The 25,245-nt window shown below is 62.2% G+C and carries 18 protein-coding genes and 3 tRNA genes; 8 read left to right on the forward strand and 13 right to left on the reverse strand.

What is annotated here, in order from left to right:
- Nucleotides 1-23: 23 nt before the first annotated feature.
- The 5 genes from LD110_RS16670 to LD110_RS16690 all read right to left on the reverse strand — a co-directional run bounded on the left by LD110_RS16670 (nt 24) and on the right by LD110_RS16690 (nt 5,138).
- Nucleotides 24-650, reverse strand: coding sequence for a TetR/AcrR family transcriptional regulator (locus LD110_RS16670; protein WP_225500157.1), 627 nt, complete (start codon nt 648-650; stop codon nt 24-26).
- Entirely contained in the window at nt 647-2,683 is a 2,037-nt protein-coding gene (locus LD110_RS16675; protein WP_225500161.1) for a YhgE/Pip family protein, read from the reverse strand. Before LD110_RS16675 ends, LD110_RS16670 begins: the two co-directional genes overlap by 4 nt.
- A complete protein-coding gene (locus LD110_RS16680) occupies nt 2,680-3,396 on the reverse strand; it encodes an ABC transporter ATP-binding protein (protein ID WP_225500164.1) in 717 nt (238 codons plus the stop codon). The genes LD110_RS16675 and LD110_RS16680 overlap by 4 nt, the downstream gene beginning before the upstream one ends.
- Before the next feature lie 86 nt (nt 3,397-3,482).
- Nucleotides 3,483-4,943 carry an NAD(P)/FAD-dependent oxidoreductase gene (locus tag LD110_RS16685; protein WP_225500171.1) on the reverse strand — a complete coding sequence of 487 codons (1,461 nt, stop codon included), beginning with the start codon at nt 4,941-4,943 and terminating at the stop codon, nt 3,483-3,485.
- A gap of 121 nt (nt 4,944-5,064) precedes the next feature.
- Nucleotides 5,065-5,138 (reverse strand) — tRNA-Arg (locus tag LD110_RS16690).
- 310 nt (nt 5,139-5,448) lie between these two features.
- Between LD110_RS16690 and LD110_RS16695 the strand changes: the two genes are divergently transcribed.
- A complete protein-coding gene (locus LD110_RS16695; protein WP_225500176.1) occupies nt 5,449-7,275 on the forward strand; it encodes a phosphoenolpyruvate carboxykinase (GTP) in 1,827 nt (608 codons plus the stop codon).
- A gap of 96 nt (nt 7,276-7,371) precedes the next feature.
- Here the strand turns inward: LD110_RS16695 and LD110_RS16700 are convergent, their stop codons facing one another.
- The 4 genes from LD110_RS16700 to LD110_RS16715 all read right to left on the reverse strand — a co-directional run bounded on the left by LD110_RS16700 (nt 7,372) and on the right by LD110_RS16715 (nt 11,276).
- The gene (locus LD110_RS16700; protein WP_225500179.1) at nt 7,372-8,532 is read right to left on the reverse strand and encodes a globin domain-containing protein; all 1,161 of its coding nucleotides are present in this window, start codon (nt 8,530-8,532) and stop codon (nt 7,372-7,374) included.
- Between the two features lie 310 nt (nt 8,533-8,842).
- A complete protein-coding gene (locus LD110_RS16705) occupies nt 8,843-9,292 on the reverse strand; it encodes an Rrf2 family transcriptional regulator (RefSeq protein WP_225500181.1) in 450 nt (149 codons plus the stop codon).
- A gap of 77 nt (nt 9,293-9,369) precedes the next feature.
- Nucleotides 9,370-9,846 (reverse strand): hypothetical protein, encoded by a 477-nt coding sequence (locus LD110_RS16710; protein ID WP_225500183.1) that lies wholly within the window; start codon nt 9,844-9,846, stop codon nt 9,370-9,372.
- 11 nt (nt 9,847-9,857) lie between these two features.
- Nucleotides 9,858-11,276 (reverse strand): phosphomannomutase/phosphoglucomutase, encoded by a 1,419-nt coding sequence (locus LD110_RS16715; RefSeq protein WP_225500185.1) that lies wholly within the window; start codon nt 11,274-11,276, stop codon nt 9,858-9,860.
- A gap of 160 nt (nt 11,277-11,436) precedes the next feature.
- On the opposite strand from LD110_RS16715, the gene LD110_RS16720 reads away from it, so the two are divergent.
- The gene (locus tag LD110_RS16720) at nt 11,437-13,587 is read left to right on the forward strand and encodes an ATP-dependent DNA helicase RecQ (protein ID WP_225500190.1); all 2,151 of its coding nucleotides are present in this window, start codon (nt 11,437-11,439) and stop codon (nt 13,585-13,587) included.
- A 170-nt stretch (nt 13,588-13,757) separates the two neighbouring features.
- Nucleotides 13,758-15,215, forward strand: coding sequence for an MFS transporter (locus LD110_RS16725; protein WP_225500194.1), 1,458 nt, complete (start codon nt 13,758-13,760; stop codon nt 15,213-15,215).
- 169 nt (nt 15,216-15,384) lie between these two features.
- On the opposite strand, the gene LD110_RS16730 is transcribed toward LD110_RS16725, so the two are convergent.
- Together LD110_RS16730 and LD110_RS16735 are read right to left on the reverse strand one after the other, a co-directional pair.
- Nucleotides 15,385-15,473, reverse strand: a tRNA-Ser gene (locus LD110_RS16730).
- Nucleotides 15,474-15,566: 93 nt separating this feature from the next.
- The gene (locus tag LD110_RS16735; RefSeq protein WP_225500197.1) at nt 15,567-17,777 is read right to left on the reverse strand and encodes a prolyl oligopeptidase family protein; all 2,211 of its coding nucleotides are present in this window, start codon (nt 17,775-17,777) and stop codon (nt 15,567-15,569) included.
- A 62-nt stretch (nt 17,778-17,839) separates the two neighbouring features.
- On the opposite strand from LD110_RS16735, the gene LD110_RS16740 reads away from it, so the two are divergent.
- A complete protein-coding gene (locus LD110_RS16740) occupies nt 17,840-19,840 on the forward strand; it encodes an FAD/NAD(P)-binding domain-containing protein (RefSeq protein ID WP_225500199.1) in 2,001 nt (666 codons plus the stop codon).
- A 19-nt stretch (nt 19,841-19,859) separates the two neighbouring features.
- Here LD110_RS16740 and LD110_RS16745 read toward each other — a convergent pair whose 3' ends face one another.
- Together LD110_RS16745 and LD110_RS16750 are read right to left on the reverse strand one after the other, a co-directional pair.
- Nucleotides 19,860-20,645 carry a VOC family protein gene (locus tag LD110_RS16745; protein WP_225500201.1) on the reverse strand — a complete coding sequence of 262 codons (786 nt, stop codon included), beginning with the start codon at nt 20,643-20,645 and terminating at the stop codon, nt 19,860-19,862.
- A 190-nt stretch (nt 20,646-20,835) separates the two neighbouring features.
- Nucleotides 20,836-20,923: transfer RNA gene (locus LD110_RS16750), tRNA-Ser, on the reverse strand.
- A 106-nt stretch (nt 20,924-21,029) separates the two neighbouring features.
- Between LD110_RS16750 and LD110_RS16755 the strand changes: the two genes are divergently transcribed.
- The 4 genes from LD110_RS16755 (at nt 21,030) to LD110_RS16770 (ending at nt 25,192) form a co-directional block, all read left to right on the forward strand.
- Nucleotides 21,030-22,013, forward strand: coding sequence for an NAD(P)H-quinone oxidoreductase (locus tag LD110_RS16755; protein ID WP_225500203.1), 984 nt, complete (start codon nt 21,030-21,032; stop codon nt 22,011-22,013).
- Nucleotides 22,014-22,021: 8 nt separating this feature from the next.
- Nucleotides 22,022-22,564, forward strand: a complete 543-nt coding sequence (locus LD110_RS16760; protein ID WP_225500205.1) for a PadR family transcriptional regulator — start codon at nt 22,022-22,024, stop codon at nt 22,562-22,564.
- A gap of 175 nt (nt 22,565-22,739) precedes the next feature.
- A complete protein-coding gene (locus tag LD110_RS16765; RefSeq protein ID WP_225500298.1) occupies nt 22,740-25,001 on the forward strand; it encodes a carbon starvation CstA family protein in 2,262 nt (753 codons plus the stop codon).
- Nucleotides 25,001-25,192 carry a YbdD/YjiX family protein gene (locus tag LD110_RS16770; RefSeq protein ID WP_225500206.1) on the forward strand — a complete coding sequence of 64 codons (192 nt, stop codon included), beginning with the start codon at nt 25,001-25,003 and terminating at the stop codon, nt 25,190-25,192. The genes LD110_RS16765 and LD110_RS16770 overlap by 1 nt, the downstream gene beginning before the upstream one ends.
- Nucleotides 25,193-25,245 lie beyond the last annotated feature (53 nt).

The raw sequence follows: 25,245 nt of genomic DNA on the forward strand, positions 1-25,245 counted from the left end.
CGGCGAAAACGTAACGGGGACGCCTACCGAACCACGTACCCGTGCATGGACGCCATGACCGCAGCAACACTCTGTTCCCGAGTTCGCTCCTGGTTGTACGTCTGGCGGTCCAGGCCAACAACAAAGATGGCACCGAAAATGGCGGTTTCGAGGCTGCCTCGGTTGATCGAAGCATCGACGGCGTAGGCGTCTGCAACCTTCGCCACAGCCGAGCCAACCACGGCCAGGAGTTCGGCACGTAGCTCGGCAAAGGTGTCCTGCCACTCGCTGGGCGTTCTCCAGTTTTCGCTGACCCATAGCCGGGCGAACGACGGGTAATCGTCCATAAAATCGATGGCTTGACCGATCATCTCCGCCATACTCTCCAGAGGGTCCCCCACCGAGTCCTCAATGTCCTTCAGCCTGCCGAGCATGATGTCCACACCGTGCCGGAGCAGCTGTCCGATGAGCTCCGACTTGCTGCCGAAGTTGTAATACACGGTCCCCTTGGAAACCCCGGCCGCAGCGGCGATCTCATCCACCGTGACGTTGGCCGCGCCGCGCTCGCCGATCAACTCCATGGAGGCTTCGAAGAGTTTTTGCCGAGTAGCGTTGGTCCGCCCTGGTCGGAGCCGCTTGCCTTGGGTGCCGTCAACATCAGGCGAACTCATACAGCAATCTCCGGCTTCAACGTCTTCAGTGTCCAATACTTGTGCTTGCGGACTGCCAGCGTGGACATCGCGGCGCCCAGCACAGTGTAGCCAAGGAGGCCCAGTACTGTTGGCCAGACCAAGGAGAGATCACCACCGTAGACAAGGCGCCGCATGCCCGACACCACGTATCCCATGGGCAGGATCTGATGAACCGCATGTAGGGGAGCGGGCGTCGTCTGCCAAGGGAAAGTTCCGCCGGAGGAAACCAGTTGCAGCACCAGCAGGATCAGTACCACAAACTTCCCAGGGGTGCCCAGCAACGCCACGATCCCTTGGATGATCGCGCTGAAAGCCATCACCGCGGCAAGCATTAGCAGCCACATAAGTATGGGGTGGGCTGGATTGAGGCCCAAGGCAAGATCCACCGCAAGTGTCAGGAGGCTGGCTTGGACCGCCGCCACGCCGAAGAAGGGCAGCCAACCGCCCAGGGCGATCTTCCAGGACGGCGCATTGGACGCCAGCGCACGCTGAGTTACCGGCCGCATGGCCTGGACCAGCATAAACACGCCGATCCACAGCGCGAGCGTCAGGAAAAACGGAGCCAATCCTGCACCGTACGTGCCTGCTTTGGCCTGCGACACGTTGTTCACCGCCACAGGATCCGCCATGACCCTGGAGACTTTGTCCTTCTGGGCATCGTTCGGATTGGGCACCTTTCCGGCGCCCGAAGCCAGCTCCGTCGCCAGCGTTCGTGCGCCGTCCGCCGCAGTGGCGGCCCCCGATGCAAGTTGTGCCGCACCGTCGTCGAGCTTTGCAGCACCATCGGCCAGACGGGCAGTGCCGTCCAAGGCAGACTGCTGGCCGGAGGCGAGGGCGGCAGCACCGCTGGCCAGCCGATCGGCGCCCGACGCCGACTGGCTGATCGCACCTGCAAGGGCCGGTGTTGCATTGGCCAGCCTAGTGGCCCCTGCGCTGACAGCAGCCGCGCCGTCGGACAACTGTTGGATCTTCGCCGCATCGCTGGCGATGGTGGCGCGTGCCTGGGCCGCAGGCCCGGAACCTGAGGCGGCGTCGACGTCGGCAATCACCTTGTCGGCCTGCTCCTGGGTGAGGATGCCCGCGGCAACGAGCCTCGCTGTGCTCGCCGCCACTCGGTCATGAAGCCCGGTGTCGACGGCCCCCAACTGCCCGACGACGTCCTGGACTTTAGCGTTGAGCTCGGCGTTGCCTATGGCGACTTGGGCGGCGCCGTCAGCCAGACGGCGGGTGTCGGTGGGCAGCGTTGCAGTCTTGTCCTGAAGCTGATGCAGCCCGGCATCGAGTTGGGCGGTGCCATCGTTCAGTTGGTTGGCGCCGTCGCGCAGCCTGGTCTGGCCAGCGAGCAGTTCCCCCGTGCCGCTACGGAGCTGGCTTGTGCCGTTGGACAGCGTGGCGGAGCCATCCCGGAGCTTGTCAACGCCATTCGCGAGTTTGTCCGCGCCCTCTGCTGCCTTAGCCAGCTGGGCATGGATGGTGCCGAAGCCCGTGAGCAGCTGGTTGGCTGTTTCCTCGCCCACTTCCCTGGCCACCGTTGCGTGCACCGCCGTCGTTAGCTTGTCCACGATTGAGCTCAGCAGATAGTTGTTCGCATCGTTGGTGGTGACATTGAGCATCGCTTGATTGGCCGCGTCGAACTTGCCGGGCGAGACCAGGTTTGCGGAAAAGTCCTTCGGGATATTCAGGGCAAAGCCGTACTTCCCGTCACGCACTCCCTGCTCGGCTTCCGAGCTGGAGGCTACAAGCTGCCAATTGAAGACGTGCCCATCCACGAGGCTGTCGGCCACTTTCCTGCCGGCCTCCAACTCCGTGCCGTCGGCAGCGGTGGCACCCGCGTCTTCCACAACGAGCGCTGCGTCGATCTGGTTGAGGTTCCCGTAGGGGTCCCAGTTGGCGTACAGGTACACGGCGCCATAGAGGAGGGGCACCATGGTCAGGGCCAGAATGGTCAGTTTGGGGAGCAAGCCGCCAGTCATGCGCTTGAGTTCCGAGCGGGCGAGGCGCAGCACGGTCATGATGCACTCCTGGTCAGGCATCGGGCCTCGGCAGAAGGTTCTGGAGCTGCTGCCTCCGGCATCGCGGCTCCCGGTTCGGGTTCGCGTTCCGTGAGTGCCTTAGCAATTACGACGCCGGCGCCGTCCCACCCGTTCGGAAGGGCAGCGACGGTGGCGACGACGGCGAGCGGCCTCCCGCCGTCGTCGGCCAATGACTGAAGCCGGGGCAGCCAATGTTCCGGGGCCAAGCCGTGACGGTCCGGCGAGTCGACTACCAGCAGGTCCACTGTCGGGTCGGCAAGCGCCAGGCTGGTGAGCAATTCGAGGCGCCGGTGAGGCGGCAGCTGTTCCACCCACAGCTGCGAGATGTCTTCAAAGCGGTTGACCTTGAGCCATGGCCCACTGAGCAGCGCGCCGCGGTAACGGCGCGGAATCAGGGCAAGGTCCTCCGTGACGAGGTCCCGCACGGTGAGATGTTGTTCCGGTTCGTTGACGCCCGGTGAATCGACCAGGGCACTGGCCCGGCGCAGGGCCTTGACGCGGCTGTTGCCGTCCCAAGTGAGGACGCCGCCCCCGGCTTTCATCCGGCCGGAGAGCGTGAGCGCCAAAGCGGTGCGCTGATCCTGATTGTCAGCGCACGCCAGAACGAGTTGGCCGCGTTTGGCGGTCAGGGAGGTCGCGGGCAGGAGATCGTCCCGCCTGCCGGGGACATGGATTTGCCGTGCTGTCAGCACAGTCAGACCTTTCGCAGAATTGATACTCTGCTATCAGTCTAAATTAAACTGACTGGTCAGTTCAAATAAGCAAGTTGGGGTGAGCGTTAGAGGTTGTACTTCTCCAGAAGGCGCAGCCACACTTCGCTCAGCGTGGGGAATGACGGCACCGCATGCCAGAGGCGATCAACCGTGACTTCGCCCACGATGGCAATCGTGGCGGCGTGGACGAGTTCGGCGACGCCCGGGCCTACGAACGTCGCGCCGACCAGTACGCGCCGATCCTCGTCAATCACCAGCTGGGCCCAGCCTTTGTAATCCAGGGAAAGCAGTTGGGAGCCGGATACGTTGATAGGCAGTTCCACGGAATTTGCCACAATGCCTGCAGTCCGGGCCTGCTCGATGGACTTGCCCACCGATGCCACCTCCGGGTCAGTGAACACCACGGAAGGAATAGCGTGTTCATCGGCCGTGCGCGCCAGCGGGCTCCATGGCCGGGGATTGCCGCGCAGCTTGCCGTGGGCGCGCGCCACAATCGCATCTCCTGTGATTCGGGCCTCATATTTGCCTTGGTGGGTCAGAAGCGCATTTCCGGCTGCATCGCCAGCCGCGTAGAGCCACAATCCGCTGGTTCCGTCACTGACATCGCCTTCCACCAGGCCCGTGGAATCCGTGCTGAGCATAATTCGCCCGTTGCTGTCGGTGTCGATTCCCACGCTTTCAAGCCCCATGTTGGTCAAGGCGGGGTGTCGGCCGGATGTGACCAGTACTTGCGTGGCCACCACGGCGCTGCCGTCACTGAGGGACAAAATGACTGTGCCGTCGTCGTTCTTGACTACTTTTTCAAGCTGGGTCTTGAGGCGGAGTTCGACGCCGTCCGCCCTAAGTCCGCCGGCGACCAGCCGGCCAGCTTCCGGCGGGTAGGTGCTGAGAAGGTTCCCGCGCGCAATGAGCGTTACGGAACTGCCCAGCCGGGCGAAAGCCTGGGCCAGTTCGACGCCGGCAACGCCGCCGCCCAGGACGGCAAGGCGCCGCGGCACCTTCTTTGCGGACGTGGCGCCGCGGGTAGTCCAGTACGGGACCTCAGCCAGGCCTGGAACCGGTGGAATGTTGGGGGTCGACCCAGTCGCAATTACGACGGCGTGGCGGGCCTTGAGTGCATAGCTGTTCCCGTCGTTGCCCTCCACCTGGACTTCACGGGGGCCAGTGATCCGCGCGCGGCCGCGAATAAGGTCGATCCCGGCTTTATTGAGCCATTCAACCTGGCTGTCATCCTGCCACCGGTTGACGAACCAATTCCGATTCTTCAGCACAGCGTCGGCGTCCAGGGTCAGGGTAACGGCCTCCGCCGAGCCAGGGAATGACTGCGCTGCGTGAAGCGCGGTACCGGGACGAAGCAACGCCTTGGATGGGATGCATGCCCAATAGGAGCACTCGCCGCCGACCAGTTCGCTTTCGATGACCACCGCCGTGAGTCCGCCACGAACCACTCTGTCCGCGACGTTTTCCCCGACGGCCCCCGCGCCGATCACTATGACATCGAATTCCCGGGAACTCTCCGCAGCCATGTCTGAAGCCTACGCCGGTGAAGCCCGTCCCGTGCTTGCGGGAAAGCAGAAGGCCCGGCAGTCATTGCTTGCGGGAAAGCAGAAGGCCCGGCAGTCATTCGACTGCCGGGCCTTCGTTCCGTGCGCCCAAAGGGATTCGAACCCCTGACCTTCTGTTCCGTAGACAGACGCTCTATCCAGCTGAGCTATGGGCGCATTTTGTGTTCTTTTGGCGGGCTTTTGAGTCGGCAAATCTTGTTTGCCTTTCCCGTTCGCCCCCCGAACCTCAATAAACTGTACGCGAGTTCCGTCGCGGTTCCAAATCGAGAAGTGTGTAACATTCGCAACTAGACCGGTATATGTGACCTTGATCACTAAACCGCGCTATTTTGCGGGACTGAACCCTGATTTCCCGCGGATAACTTTCAAAATCCCTAAAAGGTCAGACGTCAGATCCGGAATTGGTCTGGTCCGCGCCACCTAGCATTTAGGACACAGACCATTACCCCGACCGAAGGGATACGACATGGGAGATCTGGCGAGACTGCCCCTGCTTGAAAAGGCACCCACCACCCACGCGGGCCTCCTGGCCTGGGTTGAAGAGGTTGCGGAGCTGACTCAGCCCGATCGCATCCACTGGGTGGATGGTAGCGAGGCCGAAAACAAGAAGCTCACGGATGAATTGGTTGAGGCCGGCACGCTGAAGCCGCTCAACCCCGAACTCTTCCCCAATTCTTTTGCGGCGTTCTCCGACCCCGCTGACGTTGCCCGCGTTGAGGAGCAGACCTTCATCTGCTCCGAGAACAAGCACGACGCCGGATTCACCAACAACTGGATGGCGCCTGCCGAGATGAAGGAAAAGCTGCGCGGCCTGTTCGCCGGCTCCATGCGCGGGCGCACCATGTACGTCATCCCGTTCGTGATGGGACACCTTGACGCCGAAGATCCGAAGTTTGGCGTTGAGATCACCGACTCCGCCTACGTCGTAGCATCCATGCGCATCATGGCCCGCATCGGTTCCGACGTCCTGGAGCGCATCACCCAGACTGACGCCTTCTTCGTTCCGGCCCTGCACTCCCTGGGTGCGCCGCTGGAGCCCGGGCAGGCTGATGTCGCTTGGCCTTGCAACCCGGAGAAGTGGATTGTGCACTTCCCTGAAGAGCGCTCCATTTGGTCCTACGGCTCTGGCTACGGTGGAAACGCACTGCTGGGCAAGAAGTGCTATTCGCTTCGCATTGCCTCCGTTATGGCCCGGGACGAGGGCTGGCTGGCCGAGCACATGCTCATCCTGAAGCTCACCAGCCCGGAGAACAAGGTCTACAACATCGCTGCGGCCTTCCCGTCCGCCTGCGGCAAGACCAACCTCGCCCTGCTGGACCCCACCATCAAGGGCTGGAAGGTCGAGACGCTTGGCGACGACATCACCTGGATGCGCTTCGGCAAAGAAGGTGAACTCCGCGCGGTCAACCCCGAGGCTGGCCTGTTCGGCGTGGCACCGGGCACCGGTTGGGGCACCAACCCCAACGCCATGCGAGCCATCGCCAAGGGCAACAGCATCTTCACCAACGTTGCACTGACCGATGACGGCGGCGTCTGGTGGGAAGGCATGACGGAGGAAACCCCGGCACACCTGACCGACTGGCAGGGCAACTCGTGGACGCCCGAGTCCGGAGTCCCCGCCGCGCACCCGAACTCCCGCTTCTGCACGCCGATCGACCAGATCGACATGCTGGCGGACGAGTACTTCAACCCGGAAGGCGTGGAACTCTCCGCGATCCTGTTCGGTGGCCGCCGCAAGACCACCATCCCGCTGGTTACGCAGGCCCGCGACTGGTCCAACGGCATCTTCATGGGCGCCACGCTCTCGTCCGAAACCACGGCTGCGGCCGCTGGTGCCGTCGGCGTGGTCCGTCGCGACCCCATGGCCATGCTTCCCTTCATCGGTTACGACGCAGGCGACTACCTGAACCACTGGGTGAACCTGTCCGCCAAGGCCAACCCGGAGCGTTTGCCCAAGATCTTCCTGGTCAACTGGTTCCGACGCACGGCTGACGGTGGCTTCGCCTGGCCTGGCTTCGGTGACAACTCGCGCATTCTGAAGTGGGCAATCGAGCGCTTGGAAGGCAAGGCGGACGCCGTCGAGACGCCCATCGGTTTTGTCCCCACCGGTGACTCCGTCGACCTGACTGGTCTAGACATGACGCCGGCCGAAGTCGAGGATGCTGTCCGCGTGGACCGCGACGAGTGGGTCGCAGAGCTGGCTTCGATCGAAGAGTGGTTTGCCAACTTTGGCAGCTCGCTCCCGGAGGCCCTGCAGGCTGAACTCAAGGGTCTGAAGACCCGCCTGGCCTAGACCGGCCGCCTGCCGCCCGGCTGGCTAAAGAACGACGACGGGGCCCACCTTTTCTGGCGAAAGGTGCGGCCCCGTCGTCGTAGTTCTCGGGTGGGACTAGGAAGCGAGCCAGACGTCAGGTCCGAAGACCTCGTAGTGGATGCTTGTGGCGGGAACGCCAGCTTCAATAGCTTCGTTGCGGATGTTCCGCATGAACGGAAGCGGTCCGCAGAGGAATAGGGTGGCGTTGGCTGGAAGATCAACTTCGCGCAGGGTCATGGAGCCCTGCTTGCCGTCGGCGTGCGGTTCCTTGAGCCAGAGCTGAAGATCGGCGTTTGCCAGACGGTCGACGTCGTGCGTCATCTGGCCGCGCAGCGCCCAGCTTTCGAGTGTGTTCTCTGCGTGGAGCACCAGGACTTCACGGTCCGAACCTGATTCGGCGAGTGAACGCAGAATCGACGCCGTCGGGGTGCAGCCAATGCCGGCGGATGCGAGCACCACGGGACCATCGCCCTCCTTCAGGGTCACTTCACCGTAAGGGTTCGAGATTTCAAGAATGTCGCCGGGGTGAACATTGGTGTGGAGCGCCGTAGAGACCTCCCCGCCATCGTTGAGCTTGGTGGTGAACACCCGCGACGTTCCCGAGCCCTCGGTTAAGGAGTACTGGCGAACCTGGCGTAATCCGTCCTTGAGCTGGACCTTCACGCTCACGTACTGGCCGGGCTTCGCGCTGGTAACCGGTGTGTCGTCGGCGGGCTCCAAGGTGAAGCTCATTGCGGACGTGCCGGCAGGTGTCTTGGAAGCGACGCGCCACGGGCTCCACGGTCGATCGTTGGCTTGTTCGGCGTAGAGGCCCTTCTCGATCTTGATGAGGGCATCCGCCATTAGCCAGTAAACCTCGGTCCATGCCTCGGCAATCTCCGGCGTGAGAACGTCTCCGAGGTCCTCTGCGATGGCCCCAAAGAGGTGCTCATAAACAACGGCATACTGCGGCTCGGTTACGCCAAGAGACGCGTGCTTGTGTGCAATGCGCTGAAGGACGCTCTCAGGCAGGGACTCCGGATTTTCTACGAGGTGGCTCGCAAAGGCGGCAATGCTTCCGGCCAGTGCCCGCTGCTGCTTCCCGGACTGCTGGTTGGAGCGGCTGAAAAGCCCGTCGAGCAATTCCGGATAGGCGGAAAACAGCCGCTTGTAGAACTTCGGTGTAATGTCACCGATTCGTGAGGCCACCAGGGCGAGCGTGGCTTCGATGACGGGACGGGACTTTGTCGACAACATGTGATGCTCCGTGGTGAGAAGTTGATGGTGCCTGCCTTTGATATATGCATTTGAAATGCGTATATCTGACTCAATTTCTACACCTCGTAGAATTTCGAAGCAAATTCGCCAGGTGTTGGTGGGAGCCTGCGGGAATGCTGCCGCGCGGGCGGCCTGTCGGATCGGGGCGGGCCCGGATGCGGCGACGGGCGGCCTGTTCGATTGGGGCGGGCCCGGACGCGGCGACGGGCGGCATAGTCGATCGGGGCGTGTTCGGGCGGTGCCGTGTTCGGACAGCGTAATGTCCGGGCGACTTGTTCGGGCGGCGTCCTCAGACTCCGGGCAACATTGCGATTGTGCTGAATACCGGGGTCATCTGCCGCGACGTCGGGAGTTCAGAAACTGTAACGCCATCGAGCTCCCTGTAGAACGCTTCCCGCGCGCGGGCCAATGCCACGCGCAATCGGCATTCGGCGATTAGGGGGCAATCGCCATTGGGTGACTCGCATTCAGCCGGGTCACGTCGGTTATCGATGCTGCGCAGAAGACCACCGACGGTGGCGCGACGGCCGTTCGCGTTGATTCTGGATCCGCCGTTTCGGCCGCGCTCGACGTCGATGACACCCAATTCGCGGAGCCTCGCCACGGCTTTACTGACGTGGTTGTAGGGGGTTCCGACGGCGTCCGCTATGTTCTGCGTCGTGAGGAGCGAGCCCTCGGGCGCGGCGGAGAGCACCATCATGGCGCGCAGGCTGACGTCCGCAAAGGCGTTGATCTTCATGGGACAAGACTAATTAATGGTGTCCATCCATGCCTCATGGAATCTGTGAATATGTGGATGATGACCTATTTGTACGACTAGTCCACCCAAACTGTTGGCAGGTTACTGTCTGCGGCGAGTTCGCCGAACTCCCATTGTGCCTTTGCTGCGTTCGGCCAGTAAGGCAGGACAGCGGCGAATACGGATCCGTCACGATGTTCGCTTGCAACATGGATTGCGTCCGTGTTTTCCTCCACGAGGGTGATGTCACAGACCACGGCGGCGGCGCGGAAACCCCCACGTTGCTGCCTAAGCAGTTCCGTTAGGTCGGCAATGATCGCGTCCGCGTTGTATTCGCTGTCGGCCAAATCATCGTCGGTACCTGCGCCGCCGGAATCAGGCGCAACCGCAAGCATTCTCAAGTCCCCTTCGGTTTCCACCACCAGGGCAAACGGGATGAATACGCCATTCTGCTCCACCTGTTCCCGGGCAGAAGCGATGCCAGTGGCGAGGAGGGTCTCAAGATCTAGGGCGGATTCTTCCGGAACGCTGTCGCGCCATGATTCGGCTACCACGTGGTGTCCTGCTAGGCGCGAACCAGGGCCAGGACCCGGTCGCGGACCTTTTCCATAGTGGCAAGGTCCTTCGCTTCGGCGTTCAAGCGGAGGAATGGTTCGGTGTTGGATGGGCGAAGGTTGAACCACCAACTGCCATCCCTGGCAGAGAAGGTGCTGCCGTCGAGGTGATCGATCTCAATGTCCTCATCTTCGAAGTCACGCGCTACGCGGGCAACTGCGGCGGCTTTGTCTTCGATTTCCGAGTTGATCTCCCCGGACGAGACATACGGCTCGTACTGGTCGGCCAGTTCGGAAAGCGGCTTGTCCTGCTCGCCTAACGCTGCGAGGACGTGCATGGCGGCCAGCATTCCCGTGTCGGCGTTCCAGAAGTCACGGAAGTAGAAGTGTGCGGAGTGCTCCCCGCCGAAAACCGCACCTTCCTTGGCCATAACGGCCTTGATGAAGGAGTGGCCGACTCGGGTTTTGACAGCACGTCCGCCGTCTTTTTCGACCAGTTCCGGAACTGCACGGGAAGTCAGGAGGTTGTGGATGATGACGGGGGTGTCTTCACCCGATGCCTTGGCCCGGGCGATTTCCCGTCGGGCAACTAGGGCGGTGATGGCTGAGGGAGACACCGCTTGTCCGCGTTCGTCGATCACGAAGCAGCGGTCGGCATCGCCGTCGAAGGCCAGGCCGATGTCCGCGCGGTGCTCGACGACGGCCTTCTTCAGGTCGCGGAGGTTTTCCGGTTCCAGCGGGTTGGCGGGGTGGTTGGGGAACGTGCCATCGAGTTCGAAGTAGAGCGGAATGATTTCAAGGGGGAGCTCGGCCAGTAGATCGGCACCAAGCACCGCGGGAGTAGTCAGGCCTGCCATGCCGTTGCCAGCGTCGACAACTACCTTCAGCGGACGTCCGCCCCGCAGGTCCACCAGTTTGCGAAGATATTCGGCGTAGTCCTTGAGGACATCCCGTACGCTGATCCGGCCAGCCGAATCCGACACAGGGATTGAACCCGAGTTGAGGTACTGCTCGGCGAGTGCCTGGATTTCCTTGAGGCCCGATTCAGACGAAATTGGCTGGGCCCCGGCCCTTGCCATTTTGATGCCGTTGTACTCGGCTGGGTTGTGGCTTGCGGTAAATGTTGCGCCTGCGGCGTTGAGTGCCCCGCACGCGTAGTACAGCTCATCGGTGGAGATCAGGTCCAGGAGGTTGACGTCGGCGCCGCGTTTCGCGGCTCCGCTTGCAAAAGCCTTGCTGAATTCGGGTGAGGAAGGCCGCATGTCACCGCCAACGAGGACGGTCTGGCCAGTCAGGCCCAGGACATCGACGAAAGCCGCCCCGACGGCCTCAACGATCTCAGCCGTGATGGTTTCACCGACGATGCCGCGGACGTCATAGGCCTTGAAGGAGGCCGAGAGGTCGAAGGTCTTGTTCTGCTCGCTAGTCACGCGATTCATCCTACTGTGGCAGGAAGTCAGCAAAAGCTTGATAAGCACGTATGTGCGCGATAGGGCGTTCTATTGCGTTTTCTGATCCACATATGACGGAATTTTCCACATAGAAGGCCCGCGGCAATCCGCTGTCAGGGCCTGCTGGAATACTGGACCAATGGCCACCCACAGTGAACCATCAGTTATGTCCGGAACCAGGGAGCAAGCCTTAACCGTCCTTCGTGGCCTTGTCGGCAAGCCTGGAGCTGACTTCCATGACGGGCAGTTTGAGGCGATCGAGGCTTTGGTCGACGCAAAACGACGTGCCTTGGTAGTGCAGCGGACCGGTTGGGGAAAGTCGGCGGTGTATTTTGTGTCATCGTTGCTGCTTCGGCGGCGGGGGGCTGGTCCCACGCTAATCGTTTCCCCTTTGTTGGCCCTCATGAGGGACCAAGTTGCGGCTGCCGCGCGGGCTGGTGTTCGAGCCGTCGCCATCAACTCGGCGAATCAGCTCGAGTGGGACTCTGTGAGGGAACAACTTGCCGCCGATGAAGTTGATGTACTCCTGGTTTCTCCGGAGCGGCTCACCAATCCGGCCTTCAGGGAGCAGCAGTTGCCGGAACTCGTTCGGCGAACTGGTCTTTTGGTGGTGGATGAAGCACATTGCATCTCGGACTGGGGGCATGATTTCCGTCCTGATTATCGCCGTATCGCGGATCTCATCAGGCAACTCCCGGAGGAAGTCCCTGTACTGGCAACCACGGCCACGGCAAACTCCCGTGTCGTTCATGACATCGAAGAGCAGCTCGGCTCGGACGTTCTGACAATCCGTGGCTCGCTTGGTCGCGAGTCCCTGCGCCTCGGCGTCCTGAACATGGCTGATTCCAGGGAAAGACTCGCGTGGCTGCTGACGCATCTGGAAGCCTTGCCTGGAAGCGGCATCATTTATGCGCTCACGGTTTCCGCAGCCGAGGATACGGCCCGGATGTTGGCCGAGGCAGGTCATCATGTACTTGCGTACACCGGTCGTACGGACCCCGCAGACAGGGAGAATGCCGAACAACTGCTGAAGGACAACCAAGTCAAAGCGCTGGTTGCTACTTCGGCGCTCGGAATGGGCTTCGATAAACCGGACCTTGGATTCGTGATCCACCTCGGAGCCCCGTCCAGCCCGGTTGCCTATTATCAGCAGGTTGGACGCGCAGGCCGAGGCGCCTCGAATGCAGACGTCCTGCTGTTGCCGGGTCGGGAGGACCGGGAGATTTGGCAGTATTTCGCCACCGCGTCGATGCCCTCGGAGGAAAAAGCCGCCGCGGTCCTCCAAACACTGGCGGAAGCCGGGGTGGCCCTTTCCACGGTTGCCCTGGAAGCAAGGGTTGATCTTCGCCGGACCCCGCTTGAACTGCTGCTGAAGGTTCTTGCTGTGGACGGTGCCGTAGAGCGGGTAGGTGGAGGCTGGCGTTCCACTGGCCAAGCATGGACATACGACGCAGAGCGGTACAAGAGAATCGCCCAAGCCCGCGTGGACGAGCAGGACTCAATGGTCATCTACCAGGACACATCCGGATGCCGGATGGAGTACATCACGTCCGTGCTTGACGATGAATCCGCAGCAGCATGTGGGCGCTGTGACAACTGCGCAGGCCGGTGGTTCCCGGTGGACATTGCCCAGGAAGCAACTGAAACGGCAAGCCAGACGCTCCGCAGAGCTGGACTTGCACTGGAACCACGGGCCCAATGGCCCAGCGGAATGGATCGCCTCGGAGTACCAGTCAAAGGAAAGATCAAGCCGGATGAGGCAATAACGGAGGGACGCGTACTAGCCAGGCTCACCGACTTGGGCTGGGGTGGCGCACTGCGGGAATTGTTCGCAGCCTCCGCTTCGGATCGGGAAATCGACCCCGCGATGTTGCAAGCCTGCGTAGAAGTGCTTCGAGAATGGGCCACGGGGGATCGCTGGAACCAGCCGTGGAGCGGCGCCGAGCGTCCAGCAGCCGTCGTAAGCATGCCGTCGCGCTCCAAGCCACGGCTGGTGGAGTCATTGGCCCGCGGTCTAGCTGGAATTGGTCGCATGCCGTATCTAGGGGCGTTGCACGGCGGCCCTACGGGTGGCAGGGGAGGCAACAGCGCCTACCGCCTTGCGGGCGTCTGGGATCGGCTGGTGGTCGGCGCAGGACTACAAGCATCCCTCTCCGAGGCCAATTCTCCGTGCCTTCTCCTGGTGGACGACCTCGCAGACAGTCGGTGGAGCGTTACGGTTGCTGGACGGGCACTGCGCCGTGCGGGAGCGGGATCGGTGCTTCCCTTCGCTCTTGGCCAAGCCGGATGAGCCTGTATCAACACGAAGTGATCACTCTCGTCGAGCCGTTTTGACGGGACTTAGGATTAATGACAGGCCTTTTTCCGGAATGAACCAACTGCCCTGCCAAGTGAGAATCAGGCTTGCTTGTCTGCCGATGCCCCTTCGTCGGCTAGCCACGAGTCCTTGAGAACGGAACTATGAGCAAAGTCAGCAGCAACGAAGCCGAAACCGCCAGCGGAACATGGCAGCCTCGGCTCGCCCTACTGGTTGCTGCCACATTCTTTATGGAGTTCCTGGACGGTACAGTCCTAACCACCGCAATCCCAAGCATCGCGGCAGACTTTGCGGTCGCTTCTGCGGACGTGAACATCACCATGACGGCCTACCTCATGACGGTTGCCATGGGCATTCCGCTGAGCAGTTGGCTCGCCCAGCGACTCGGGGCGCGGACGGTATTCTGCCTGGCTATCGCCATTTTCACGCTCGCATCCCTGGCATGCGCCTTGAGCTGGAGCCTTCCGGTCTTGACCATCAGCCGTATCTTCCAGGGTGCTGGAGGCGCAATGATGGTTCCCGTGGGCACCCTTGTGGTCCTTCGAGGTACACCCAAACCGGATTTGCTTCGTGCCACGGCGTACTTGGTCTGGCCGGGGTTGCTGGCGCCAGTCCTCGCCCCCGTTGTTGGTGGAGCGTTCACCACGTACCTTTCCTGGCACTGGATCTTCCTGATCAACATTCCCTTGGGACTGGCGGCATTTCTTGCCGCACTCAGGCTGGTTCCCAAAGCCAGCCCGGACGGGCGGCGACGGCTTGACTGGCTGGGGCTTGGCCTGACAACACTCGGTGTCGGCGCGCTTGTGGCCGGGCTCGAATTGGTAGGCGGACACGGAGAGGGGGTTCTTCCCGTTGTGGGCATCGCATCCGGAATCGCGGCCTTGGGGGCTGCTGCGTGGTGGATGCGCCGGACCTCAACGCCGCTCTTCGATCTGGATGTCTTCGCCGCGCGAACATTCAGGGCAACCTCGACAGGTGGTTTCGTCTACCGCCTCACCATCAGCTCAGTCCCATTTCTATTGCCTCTGATGTTCCAGGACGGCTTCGGCTGGGATCCGCTCAAAGCCGGTGCCATGGTCGCTGCCGTCTTTATCGGCAACATCGGCATCAAGCCTGCCACAACCCCGCTCATCCGCCGTTTCGGCTTCAAGCCGGTGCTGGTCTTTGCGTCGCTGGCGTCGTCGGTAACCTTTGCTGCCTGCGCATTCCTCGGTGCCGGAACCCCAGAATGGCTGATTGCCGCCCTGCTGTTGTGCAGCGGTGCGTTCCGCTCGATCGGCTTCTCTGCCTACGCGTCAGTGCAGTACGCGGACGTCGTTCCTGAGCTGCTGCCTTCCGCCAACGCCGTTTCAGCCACCCTTGTACAGTTGGCGACAGGCTCAGGCATCGCTGTCGGAGCCTTGTTTGTGAGGCTGTTCGACGCCACTTCCCTGGCCGGGACTGACCAAGTGGCCCCCTATCGCGGAGCCTTTCTGGCGATGGCTGTTCTGATGCTGGCCAGCACGGTGGATAGCTTCGCTTTGCATCGGCACGCCGGCGCCTCGGTCAGCCTTGCGCATCAGCACACGTCGAACGGTCGGAAGACGGCCCAGAAAGGCTGAGCCCGGCGCCTGTGTGAAGAAAAGTCCTCGGGCGACATCAGCGAGAGCACACCAAGACGGCAGAGCTGTGGAGCGGGCACAGAACAAAACAAAACACCCCGGTCCAAAGACCGGGGTGTTACCGATGACTCGACTCATCCGTGAAGGATGTCTCGACTCACCACAAATGCGGAGACGGGGGGATTTGAACCCCCGGTCGAGTTTAACCCCGACCCTTCATTAGCAGTGAAGTCCATTCGGCCGCTCTGGCACGTCTCCATTTGCTATTGCTAGCCCACCAAGGATACGCAGATAGGGGCATGCAGCGCAAAACGGACGCGCGTCCGAGGCAGTTTTTTGGTGGCCCGGCGATCAAGACCTTCCGGCCAGCGTCCTCCACAGGAAATGGTGGCTCCTGGCTTGAAGGGCGGCGGCCTGGCGGTTGTCGGAGGCGCCAGCGTGCCCGCCTTCGAGGGTCTCGTGGTACCAGATGTTAGGAATGCCCATGGCCTGCATCCTTGCGGCCATTTTCCGGGCCTGTACCGGTCCCACACGATCATCAGAAGTCGCTGTCCAGATGAACGTCTCCGGGTATTCCACGCCATCCCGCAGAAGGTGGTACGGCGAAAAGGTTCGGATGTAATCCCATTGCGCGGGATCGTCGGGATCACCATACTCCGCTATCCACGAATACCCCGCGGACAGTTTGGTGTAACGCCGCATGTCCAGGAGGGGCACGCCGCATGACACGGCGCCGAAAAGATCAGGATATTGAGTCAGCATGTTTCCCACCAGCAGCCCACCGTTCGACCCGCCAACACAGCCCAGCCGTTCCGGGCTGGTCACACCACGTGAGATGAGGTCCTTGGCAACTGCGGCGAAATCCTCATAGGCGCGGTGACGGTTCTCCTGGAGGGCCGCTCGATGCCACATCGGCCCGTACTCGCCGCCACCCCGGATGTTGGCTACCACATAGACGCCGCCCCGTGAATGCGTTCCAGTTGGAGCCCCGTTATTGTTCGAAGTTGGTGTTTCCGGAGTGCGCCGCTCAAGCCATGCCCGGCCCACAACGCCGCTGTAGGCCGGCGTGCGGGACACCTCGAAGCCACCATAACCGGACAGCTGCGTGGGATTCTGGCCGTCCAGGACGAGGTCCTTCACAGCGATCTGGAAGTACGGGATTCGGGTGCCGTCCGCTGAAAGTGCAAAGAATTGCTGCACCTCGTATGCCGAGCTATCAAAGAATGACGGCGAGGCCTTGATCACCGAATGTGAGCCTGCCGAGGCAGCCAGTGTTCCGCGCATGAGTGTAGTAGGTGTCGTGAAGCCGGTGGCAACGAGCCAATAGTCATTGCCCCCTTCGGAAACCTCCGCTTCATCATCAACGGCATAGGCGTTCACATCGTGGAGTGGAGGGCAGGCATCCAGGAAAGTACTCTTCCATGGCACCGGTGAAGCTGACACGGAAGTGCCCGGTGTCAGGATCCGGATCTCGGACGAGACGTCGCGCAGGAGGTTCAGGATCAGGAAGTCGCGGGTCCAACTCCAGGACTGGAGCGACGTGTGTTCGTCGGGCGTGAACAGGGCCACCAGATTCCGTTCGCCGGCGAGGAAGCCATTGAAGCTGGCGGCGAGCAAGGATCCTGCCCTGTGGAGTTCGCCGCCCACTTCCCAGTCCTGCCGGGGACGGAACAGTAGCCAATCCCGGTGGGCCGAGAGGCTGACATCCGTTGGAACGTCGATGGGAGCCCAGCCACCGTTCTGCAGGATGAACGTGGTGCGGTTGTAGAAATCGATGAGGTCAACCGCGAAGGTTCGTTCGAAACCCGGCGTCGAATCGTGCGCGACGACGGCCATCATGTGGTCTTCGGGGACCTCGAAGATGCGCTCCGCATCGGCAAGTGCCTGGTTTCGCCGCAGCCTCACGGTGGTGCGTGCGTATGACGAGCTGGTCGCGGGAAGCCCCTCGGCAGTCGTTGAAACGAGGAGGGTGTCTCCGTCAAGCCAATCGACATTGCCCTTGGCCGTTGGGATGTCAAAGCCACCCTGTGAGGCAGGCACAAAGCTCAGGGTTTCAACGTCGAATTCCCGGTGACGGTTGGCGTCCCCGCCGTCGGGGGAGAGCGAAAGCATGGCCAGCCGGTACGGTTGGCCTTCCTCCGGGCGAAGGAAATCAGCTCCGTGGAACACCCACTCCTGGCCTTCTTTGGCGGCAAGGGCGTCGACGTCCAACAGGATTTCCCAGTCTGTTTGCTCACTTAGGTAGCTTTCCCAAGTAGTACGACGCCAAAGTCCCTTGGGGTTTTTCTCGTCCTTCCAGAAGTTGTAGTAGTGGTCACCCCGTTTGTTCACCATCGGAATGCGGTCGGTGGAGTCCATGACTTCAAGGATCCTGCGTTCGAGCTGCGAGTATTCCGCATCCTGCAGCAGTTCCTCTGTGCGCGCATTCTGTTCACGGACCCACGCGAGTGGCGCTTCGCCGTGGATGTCCTCCAACCAGATATTCTCGTCAGCCGGCTGACCCGCCGTGCCCGGTTCACGCTCCGGCTCGGACAAGTGTGGCTCATCTGCTGTGGTGATCATCGCCCCATCCTAGGGGCGGTTCCTGAACAGCAGCCAAGATAACTGACGTTAGGCTTGAATCCGTGAGTGAGGCGCGGATCAATACAGTGGTGCTGGTGGGCGCCGGACCGCGCGGAACCAGCGTTCTGGAGCGGCTCCTCGCCAATTATGCGGCGTCTGCATCCAGTGAATTATCAAGCACGCCTGCCGGCGACCCGGCGACGGAGGACCCAGGAACCAGGCCCCCGGCGCTGCACATCGACGTCGTCGATCCTTACCCGGCGGGGCCGGGGCGGGTGTGGCAACCGGGGCAGTCCCGCCTGTACCTCATGAACACCCAATCGTTCTACCCAACAGTCATCCCGGAGGATCCCGCGTTGGCGCCGCCGCTGGCCGGTTCCTCGTTCGAGACCTGGCGCATGGAGCGGCGGAAGGACATCGCCGACGGCCGGACAGAGGGCCTGTCAGCGGAGGAAATCGCCGAACTCCAAGGCCTCGAAGCCAGGGACTTCCCCAGCCGGGCGCTTTATGGAAGGTATCTCCGGACTACTTTGGACGCCCTGCTGGAGAAAGTACCGCCGGGGGTTTCGCTGCGCTTCCACGAGACGGAGGCGACGGCGGTGCGCAGGGAAGGCGGTGCCGCGCGGTTCGCGGTGGAGCTGGCTGACGGCGGCAGGCTGGCGGCGGATGCGGTGGTCCTCTCCCTGGGCCACTTGGAATCCAGGCTGAATCCTGAGCAGCGTTCCTTTGCAGTTGCCGCGAGCGACCTCGGCCTCAGCTACTTCCCGCCCGCAGCCCCTGCCGACGTCGATTGGTCCAAGGTTCCGGCAGGCGAGCCAGTCCTCGTTCGTGGCATGGGGCTCAATTTCTTTGATGTGATGGGGCAGCTGACGGAGGGTCGCGGTGGCTCCTTCAGGCACTCTGAGTCAGGCCTCGTCTACGAGCCGTCGGGGGAGGAACCGCGTATCATCGCAGCGTCCCGTCGCGGCACGCCATACCGTGCCAAGGCCGGCCTTGACTCCTACTACGCGCCGACGCTGCGTCTTCGCTACCTCACGGAGGCGGCTATCCGCCGCTTCACGGCTGGCGGGATCTTGCCCGGTTTCGACCACGACTTGTGGCCGTTGCTTCACCGGGACTCGCTGTGGGCGTACTACACCACCCTGGTTTCCCGGCAACCGGACGCCGTGACGGCGAAGGAGGGTTTCCTTGCGGCACTGGAGGAAGCCATGCGCCCGCACGCCCACGCCGCCGACCACTGGGAAGCCATGGCCAACGAAGTGGTAGCAGACTACGTGTCGCCGAAACACCGGTTGGATCTCCGGGCCCTCGCCGCTCCGCTGGCAGGCAAATCGTTCAACTCCAGGGACGAACTTGACCGTGCAGTCATCGACTACCTCGACGATGACGCACGCCGCTCCTTCGTGGGAGAGTCGGACCCGGTGAAGATGGCAGTGCTGGCCCTTCACGCCGGACGAGCGGTCTTGAAGAGCGTGGTGTCCGACGGCGGCATCACCGACGAGTCTTGGGTCGCCGAACTGCGTGGCTGGTTCGAATCGTTCGTCGAAGGCCTTGCCAGCGGACCACCTGCCTTGCGGGCGGAGCAATTGGCTGCCCTGGCCCGGGCGGGCGTGGTTGGCTTTGTTGGGCCAGATCCAAAGTTCAGCATCGATCGCAAGAGCCGGATGTTCACGGCTACGTCACCTTGGGTGCACGACGGTCCAGTGGCCGCACGCTGCCTTATCGAGGCTTTGGCCCCAGCAAACAAGGTGGCGGCAAGCCAGTCCGTTCTGATGCGTCAGTTGATAGCCGAGGGGCTGGTCCGGCCCAAGCTCATGATGACGCCGGAGGGCACTCCGGTGCAGACTACTGGCCTGGACGTTGTTCCGCATCCATATCGCCCGGTTGCCGCGAATGGCTCGGTGACGCAGGGGATATACGTGATCGGCTTGCAGTTGTCCTCTGCCCAGTGGGGGACGGCCATTGCTGCCCAGGCGTTGCCGGCTGTTGGGCCCGCGTTCCGCAGCGGCCAGAGGACGCTGCGGGACGCGGACGAGATCGCCAAAGCAGTTCTGGGGCTGTGAAACCAGCCCGGCGGGAATCCTAGCCGGCCTGGTTCTCCACCTGATTGAGCTTGAACAGGGCACCCGTAGGGTCGGTGAGCGTGGCCATGCGGCCGTATGGTGTGTCCACGGGCGCTTCGATCACGGTTGCACCCAGGGAGACGGCCTGCTCCACCGTGGCGTCGACGTTGTCCACGCCAAAGTAGACCTGCCACGAGGAGGGCACTTCTTCAGGCAGGTACCCGGACGCATCCATGATTCCTGCCTTCGCGTCGTCGCCCGAGCCCAAGGTGGTGTAACGGAACTCGGGGGTGTCGCTCTCAACCACCGTTTCCCAGCCGAAGACCCTTTCATAGAATTCGACCGCCGAACGGTAATCCTTGGATTGAAGGTCGAGCCAAACCACAGTGCCGGGTTCGCCGGACAGCTCGTAGCCTTGATGGTTGCCAAACTGCCACGCGCCCACAGCGGCACCGGATGAGTCTCCGTACATCGCCATCCAACCCTGTTCCGGCACATCCATCGGTTCGAGGAATACCTGGCCGCCGTTGGCGCGGGCTGCCTCCGTGACGGCGTTGATGTCTGCTGCTCGAAGATAGGTGGACCAGACATCCGGCATCTGCGCCATGTCCTGCTGTTTTTGCATGATCCCGGCCACGGTTTTCCCGTCCTTGGACGCGGTGATGTAGCCGCCGTAAAGTTCCTGGTCCCCGGTTTGGAATGTCCAGCCGAAGAGGGCGCCGTAAAACTCCTTGGCCTTCTCCGTGTCCGAGGTCATGAGGTCAACCCAGCAAGGATCTCCGGGTGTGATGTCTGGCTTGGGCATGATGTGGCTCTCCTATCCTCTCCGCGGCACGCCACGGCAGTCAGTTGTGTTGATCAAGTGTGTTTGATCGGGTGGAGACACTCTGAACCCTATTGCCGGGGTATGACAGGTTTCAATGGCCCGGGGGAAGCCTGAGGAGAAACGTCAGGGCCCCGGAGCTGATAACCAGCACCGGGGCCCTGACCTGTTGCGGAAGGTATGGGATTTGAACCCATGAGGCGGGGTTGCCGCCTACTGGTTTTCAAGACCAGCTCCTTCGGCCGCTCGGACAACCTTCCCTGCCTAGTAGTGTTTCATAGCAGTTGGCTGCAACAAAAACTTTCGGCCGAATTTTCCGGGTGGACAACATCATCGGCCCGGGGCGGCAGGGATCGGAGGTCGTAAATGAAGGCCGTGTTCATCGCCCAAGCGGGCGGTCCAGAAGTGCTCGAAGTCCGGGACGTCCCGTCACCGGTGCCTGGCCCGGGAGAGGTGCTCATCGACGTCGTCGCCGCGGGCTTGAACCGCGCGGATGTACAGCAGAGGCGGGGCTACTATCCACCTCCGCCGGGGGCATCCGAGATCCCGGGGCTGGAGGTCTCTGGCCGCGTTGCGGCCTTCGGCCCCAACGTCAGCAAGCCATTTTCCGTGGGGGACAAGGTTGTCGCCCTGCTGGCCGGCGGCGGCTACGCCCAGCAGGTGGCCGCGCCTGCGGAGCAGGTTCTCAGGGTTCCCGACGGCGTCGACCTGGTCACGGCGGCAGCCCTCCCCGAAGTGGCCGCCACCGTCTACTCCAACCTGGTTATGACCGCCCAACTGCAACCCGGTGAGACGGTGTTGATCCATGGGGCTACGGGCGGCATCGGCACCATGGCCATCCAGTTGGCCAAGGCAATGGGCGCACGCGTGGCAACAACCGCCGGAACCGAGGAGAAAGTCGGCACCGCCAAGGCTTTCCTCGGTGCGGACATCGCCATCAACTACGCTGAAGAAGACTTCCCCGAAATCCTCAAGCAAAACACCGGCGGCCACGGAGCGGACGTGATCCTGGACGTGGTTGGTGCCAAGTACCTGGCAAAGAACATTGAGGCGCTGGCGGACTACGGCAGGCTCATTGTCATCGGCCTGCAGGGCGGCACCAAGGCGGAAATCGACCTGGGCAAGCTGCTGTCCAAGCGCGCGGCGGTAATAGCAACGGCCCTGCGGCCCCGTCCTGTCGCGGAAAAGGGCATCATCATGAACGCCGTGCGTGAGCATGTGTGGCCGCTGCTCACCGACGGGCGCGTCAAACCCTTGGTAGCCAAGACCTTCCCGCTGGACCAGGTCCGCCAGGCGCATGAGTACTTTGACAGCGGCGACCATGTGGGCAAGGTCCTCCTGGTGCTGTAGGAGGAAAGATGTCCATCCGCCACAGCATTCTTGCGCTTCTGTACCATCAGCCTCGCCACGGCTACCAGTTGCGGAGCGAGTTTGAAACCCGTACCCGGCGCGCCTGGCCCTTGAACATTGGCCAGGTCTACACAACGCTGGACCGCCTGGAGCGGGACGGCCTGGTCCGCAGCGAGGAAAACTCCGACGACGGCGACACGCGCGTCATCTACGACCTGACCGCGGCGGGACGCGCCGAAGCGGACCAGTGGTTCGCGTCCGCCGTCGGGCGTTCCGACCCGCCCCGTGACGAACTGGCCATCAAAATGGCGCTGGCCGTCACTCTTCCTGGAGTTGACGTGGCAGCCGTCATCACGGCCCAGCGCGCAGCCACCCTTGCGGTCCTCCAGGACTACACCAAAGCCCGCCGTGAGACATCGGCCAACCAAAGGGCTTCGGACACGGCCACCCTCTTGATCCTCGATTCCTTGATCTTCCATGCGGAGGCGGAACTGCGCTGGCTGGACCTGTGCGAGGCGAGAATGATGCAGCTGGAACAGAACGGGGCCTGACGCTCACCGCACAACCAATGCCGCTCATCGCATTTCCTCCACACACCGGGGCGCCGTTGTGTTCTGGGTCATAGTGCTCTGCTAGCTTGCTCTCCGGCATTGCCTGCCCGGCGGCACTCAAGGAGGAGACATGGATCAACGGCCCGATGCAACCCAGCGGCCCGATGCAACCCAAATGGCGGGAGGAGCGGCGGACATACTTTCCCACGAGCCTTCGCTGCCGCCCCCGGCTTTGGACGACGACGTCCGGGAAGCTGAAGAACGCGGCTGGACACCCGCCAAGATTGGCCTCTGGGCGGTGATTTCGTTGCTTGGAGGCCTGGCATGGATCATGCTGGCACTTGTGCGTGGCGAGACTGTCAACGCAATTTGGTTTGTTTTTGCCTCGGTGTGTACGTACTTCATCGCCTACCGCTTCTACTCCAAGGTCATCGAGCGCTACCTCCTCAAGCCCAACGACCGCAGGGCCACTCCAGCGGAGTACAAGGCGGACGGCAAGGACTTTGTTCGCACTGACCGGAACGTCCTCTTCGGCCACCATTTCGCAGCCATCGCCGGCGCCGGACCGCTGGTTGGTCCGGTGATTGCGGCGCAGATGGGATACCTGCCCGGCACGATCTGGATTGTGGTCGGCGTCGTCCTGGCCGGGGCAGTCCAGGACTATCTGGTGATGTTCTTTTCGATGCGCCGCGGCGGACGCTCGCTTGGCCAGATGGCTCGCGAGGAACTGGGCGTTATTGGCGGAACGGCAGCTCTGGTCGCCACGCTGCTGATCATGATTATCATCGTGGCCATCCTGGCCCTAGTAGTGGTGAACGCCCTGGGTGAAAGCCCGTGGGGCGTTTTCTCGGTTGGCATGACCATTCCAATCGCCCTCTTCATGGGCGTCTACCTGCGCTTCATCCGGCCTGGCAAGGTCATGGAGGTCTCGCTTATCGGCTTTGTGTTGCTCATGGCTGCCATCATCGGCGGCGGATTTGTCGCAGATACGGAATGGGGTGCCGCCTTCTTCCACCTGGACCGGGTGACCATTGCATGGGGAATTATCGTCTACGGGTTCATCGCAGCGGTATTGCCCGTGTGGCTCCTGCTGGCACCGCGAGACTACCTGTCCACGTTTATGAAGATCGGCGTCATCGTGATGCTGGCTGTTGCCATCGTGGTGGTCCGCCCTGAGATCACTGTGCCGGCATTCAGCGAATTCGCCGGCAAGGAGAACGGCCCTGTCTTCTCCGGAGCCCTGTTCCCCTTCCTCTTCGTGACCATCGCCTGCGGCGCGCTCTCCGGCTTCCATGCGCTGATTTCCTCTGGCACTACACCCAAACTGATCGAGAAGGAGCGGCAAACCCGGTTCATCGGCTACGGCGGCATGCTGATGGAGTCGTTCGTCGCGATCATGGCACTTGTGGCGGCGATTTCGATCGACCGAGGCATCTACTTCGCCATGAACGCTCCCGCGGCGCTGACTGGAGGCACGGTGGAAACGGCTGCCCAATGGGTCAACAGCCTCGGCCTCGCCAACGTAAGCCTGACGCCTGACGTGTTGGCCCAGACTGCCAAGGACGTCGGCGAATCCACCATCGTTTCGCGTTCGGGCGGAGCCCCGACCCTTGCCGTGGGATTGGCGCACATCATGCAGCAGTTCATCGGCGGTCCGGCGATGATGGCTTTCTGGTACCACTTCGCCATCATGTTCGAGGCGCTGTTCATCCTGACGGCGGTCGACGCCGGCACCCGGGTAGCGCGCTTCATGCTGCAGGACTCCATCGGCAACTTCGTCCCGAAGTTCAAGGAAGCCTCCTGGCGCCCCGGCGCCTGGTTGTGCACAGCTGTGATGGTGGCAGCTTGGGGTGCAGTCCTGCTGATGGGCGTCACCGATCCTTTGGGCGGCATCAACACTCTCTTCCCGCTCTTCGGCATCGCCAACCAGCTGCTGGCGGCTATTGCATTGGCTGTCTGCCTGGCTATCGCGGCAAAGAAGGGAACCTTCAAATTCCTTTGGATCCCCGCCGTCCCCCTCGCATTTGCCGCAGTTGTGACCATCACGGCGAGCTTCCACAAGATCTTCTTGCCGGTTCCGGCGGTAGGTTACTTTGCCAACAACGCCGCCTTCGCAAAGGCGCTCGCGGAGGGCAAAACCTCCTTCGGCACAGCCAAGACGGTGGCCGCGATGGAAGCCGTCGTTCGGAATACGATGATCCAGGGCGTCCTGTCAGTAGTGTTCGTTGTCCTCAGCATTGTGGTGATCCTGACTGCCTTGGTAGCCACGGTGAAGTCCCTCCGCGCAGGCGGTGGAACGGACCACGAAGACCCGGCCAAGCCATCGCGCGTCTTTGCTCCCGCCGGCCTCGTTCCCACTCCTGCTGAGCGCGAACTCATGGCCGAGTGGAACGCCCTGCCGGCAGGGAAGCGGCTGCAGCAGGCAGGACATCACTGATGCGCCAGTTCGCAGTCAGGCTTCGTGGGCTGGTGGGCTACCTTGAAGGCGTCCTGGGAGCGGACGCGTACCGCAAGTACTTAGCCCACCACCACGAAGCGGGGCACGCGTTTCCGCCTATGACCGAACGTGAATTCTGGCGCGACCGGACAGATCGGCAGGATACGTCCCCTCAAGGACGGTGCTGCTGAGTCGATGGCTCAGAGCATGATCCAGGGAGCCCTGCCTGGTCGAAAAACGCTGG

It is taken from the genome of Arthrobacter sp. M4, assembly GCF_020251205.1.
In the GTDB taxonomy this organism is placed as follows: domain Bacteria; phylum Actinomycetota; class Actinomycetes; order Actinomycetales; family Micrococcaceae; genus Arthrobacter.

Bases quoted from the DNA above. Each gene is read 5' to 3' on its own strand.
- LD110_RS16670 (WP_225500157.1), bottom strand. From the start codon at position 650: ATGAGTTCGCCTGATGTTGACGGCACCCAAGGCAAGCGGCTCCGACCA.
- LD110_RS16745 (WP_225500201.1), bottom strand. From the start codon at position 20,645: ATGCCCAAGCCAGACATCACACCCGGAGATCCTTGCTGGGTTGACCTC.
- LD110_RS16700 (WP_225500179.1), bottom strand. From the start codon at position 8,532: ATGTTGTCGACAAAGTCCCGTCCCGTCATCGAAGCCACGCTCGCCCTG.
- LD110_RS16770 (WP_225500206.1), top strand. From the start codon at position 25,001: ATGCGCCAGTTCGCAGTCAGGCTTCGTGGGCTGGTGGGCTACCTTGAA.
- LD110_RS16755 (WP_225500203.1), top strand. From the start codon at position 21,030: ATGAAGGCCGTGTTCATCGCCCAAGCGGGCGGTCCAGAAGTGCTCGAA.
- LD110_RS16720 (WP_225500190.1), top strand. From the start codon at position 11,437: ATGGCCACCCACAGTGAACCATCAGTTATGTCCGGAACCAGGGAGCAA.
- LD110_RS16725 (WP_225500194.1), top strand. From the start codon at position 13,758: ATGAGCAAAGTCAGCAGCAACGAAGCCGAAACCGCCAGCGGAACATGG.
- LD110_RS16735 (WP_225500197.1), bottom strand. From the start codon at position 17,777: ATGATCACCACAGCAGATGAGCCACACTTGTCCGAGCCGGAGCGTGAA.
- LD110_RS16705 (WP_225500181.1), bottom strand. From the start codon at position 9,292: ATGAAGATCAACGCCTTTGCGGACGTCAGCCTGCGCGCCATGATGGTG.
- LD110_RS16675 (WP_225500161.1), bottom strand. From the start codon at position 2,683: ATGACCGTGCTGCGCCTCGCCCGCTCGGAACTCAAGCGCATGACTGGC.
- LD110_RS16760 (WP_225500205.1), top strand. From the start codon at position 22,022: ATGTCCATCCGCCACAGCATTCTTGCGCTTCTGTACCATCAGCCTCGC.
- LD110_RS16765 (WP_225500298.1), top strand. From the start codon at position 22,740: ATGGCGGGAGGAGCGGCGGACATACTTTCCCACGAGCCTTCGCTGCCG.
- LD110_RS16695 (WP_225500176.1), top strand. From the start codon at position 5,449: ATGGGAGATCTGGCGAGACTGCCCCTGCTTGAAAAGGCACCCACCACC.
- LD110_RS16685 (WP_225500171.1), bottom strand. From the start codon at position 4,943: ATGGCTGCGGAGAGTTCCCGGGAATTCGATGTCATAGTGATCGGCGCG.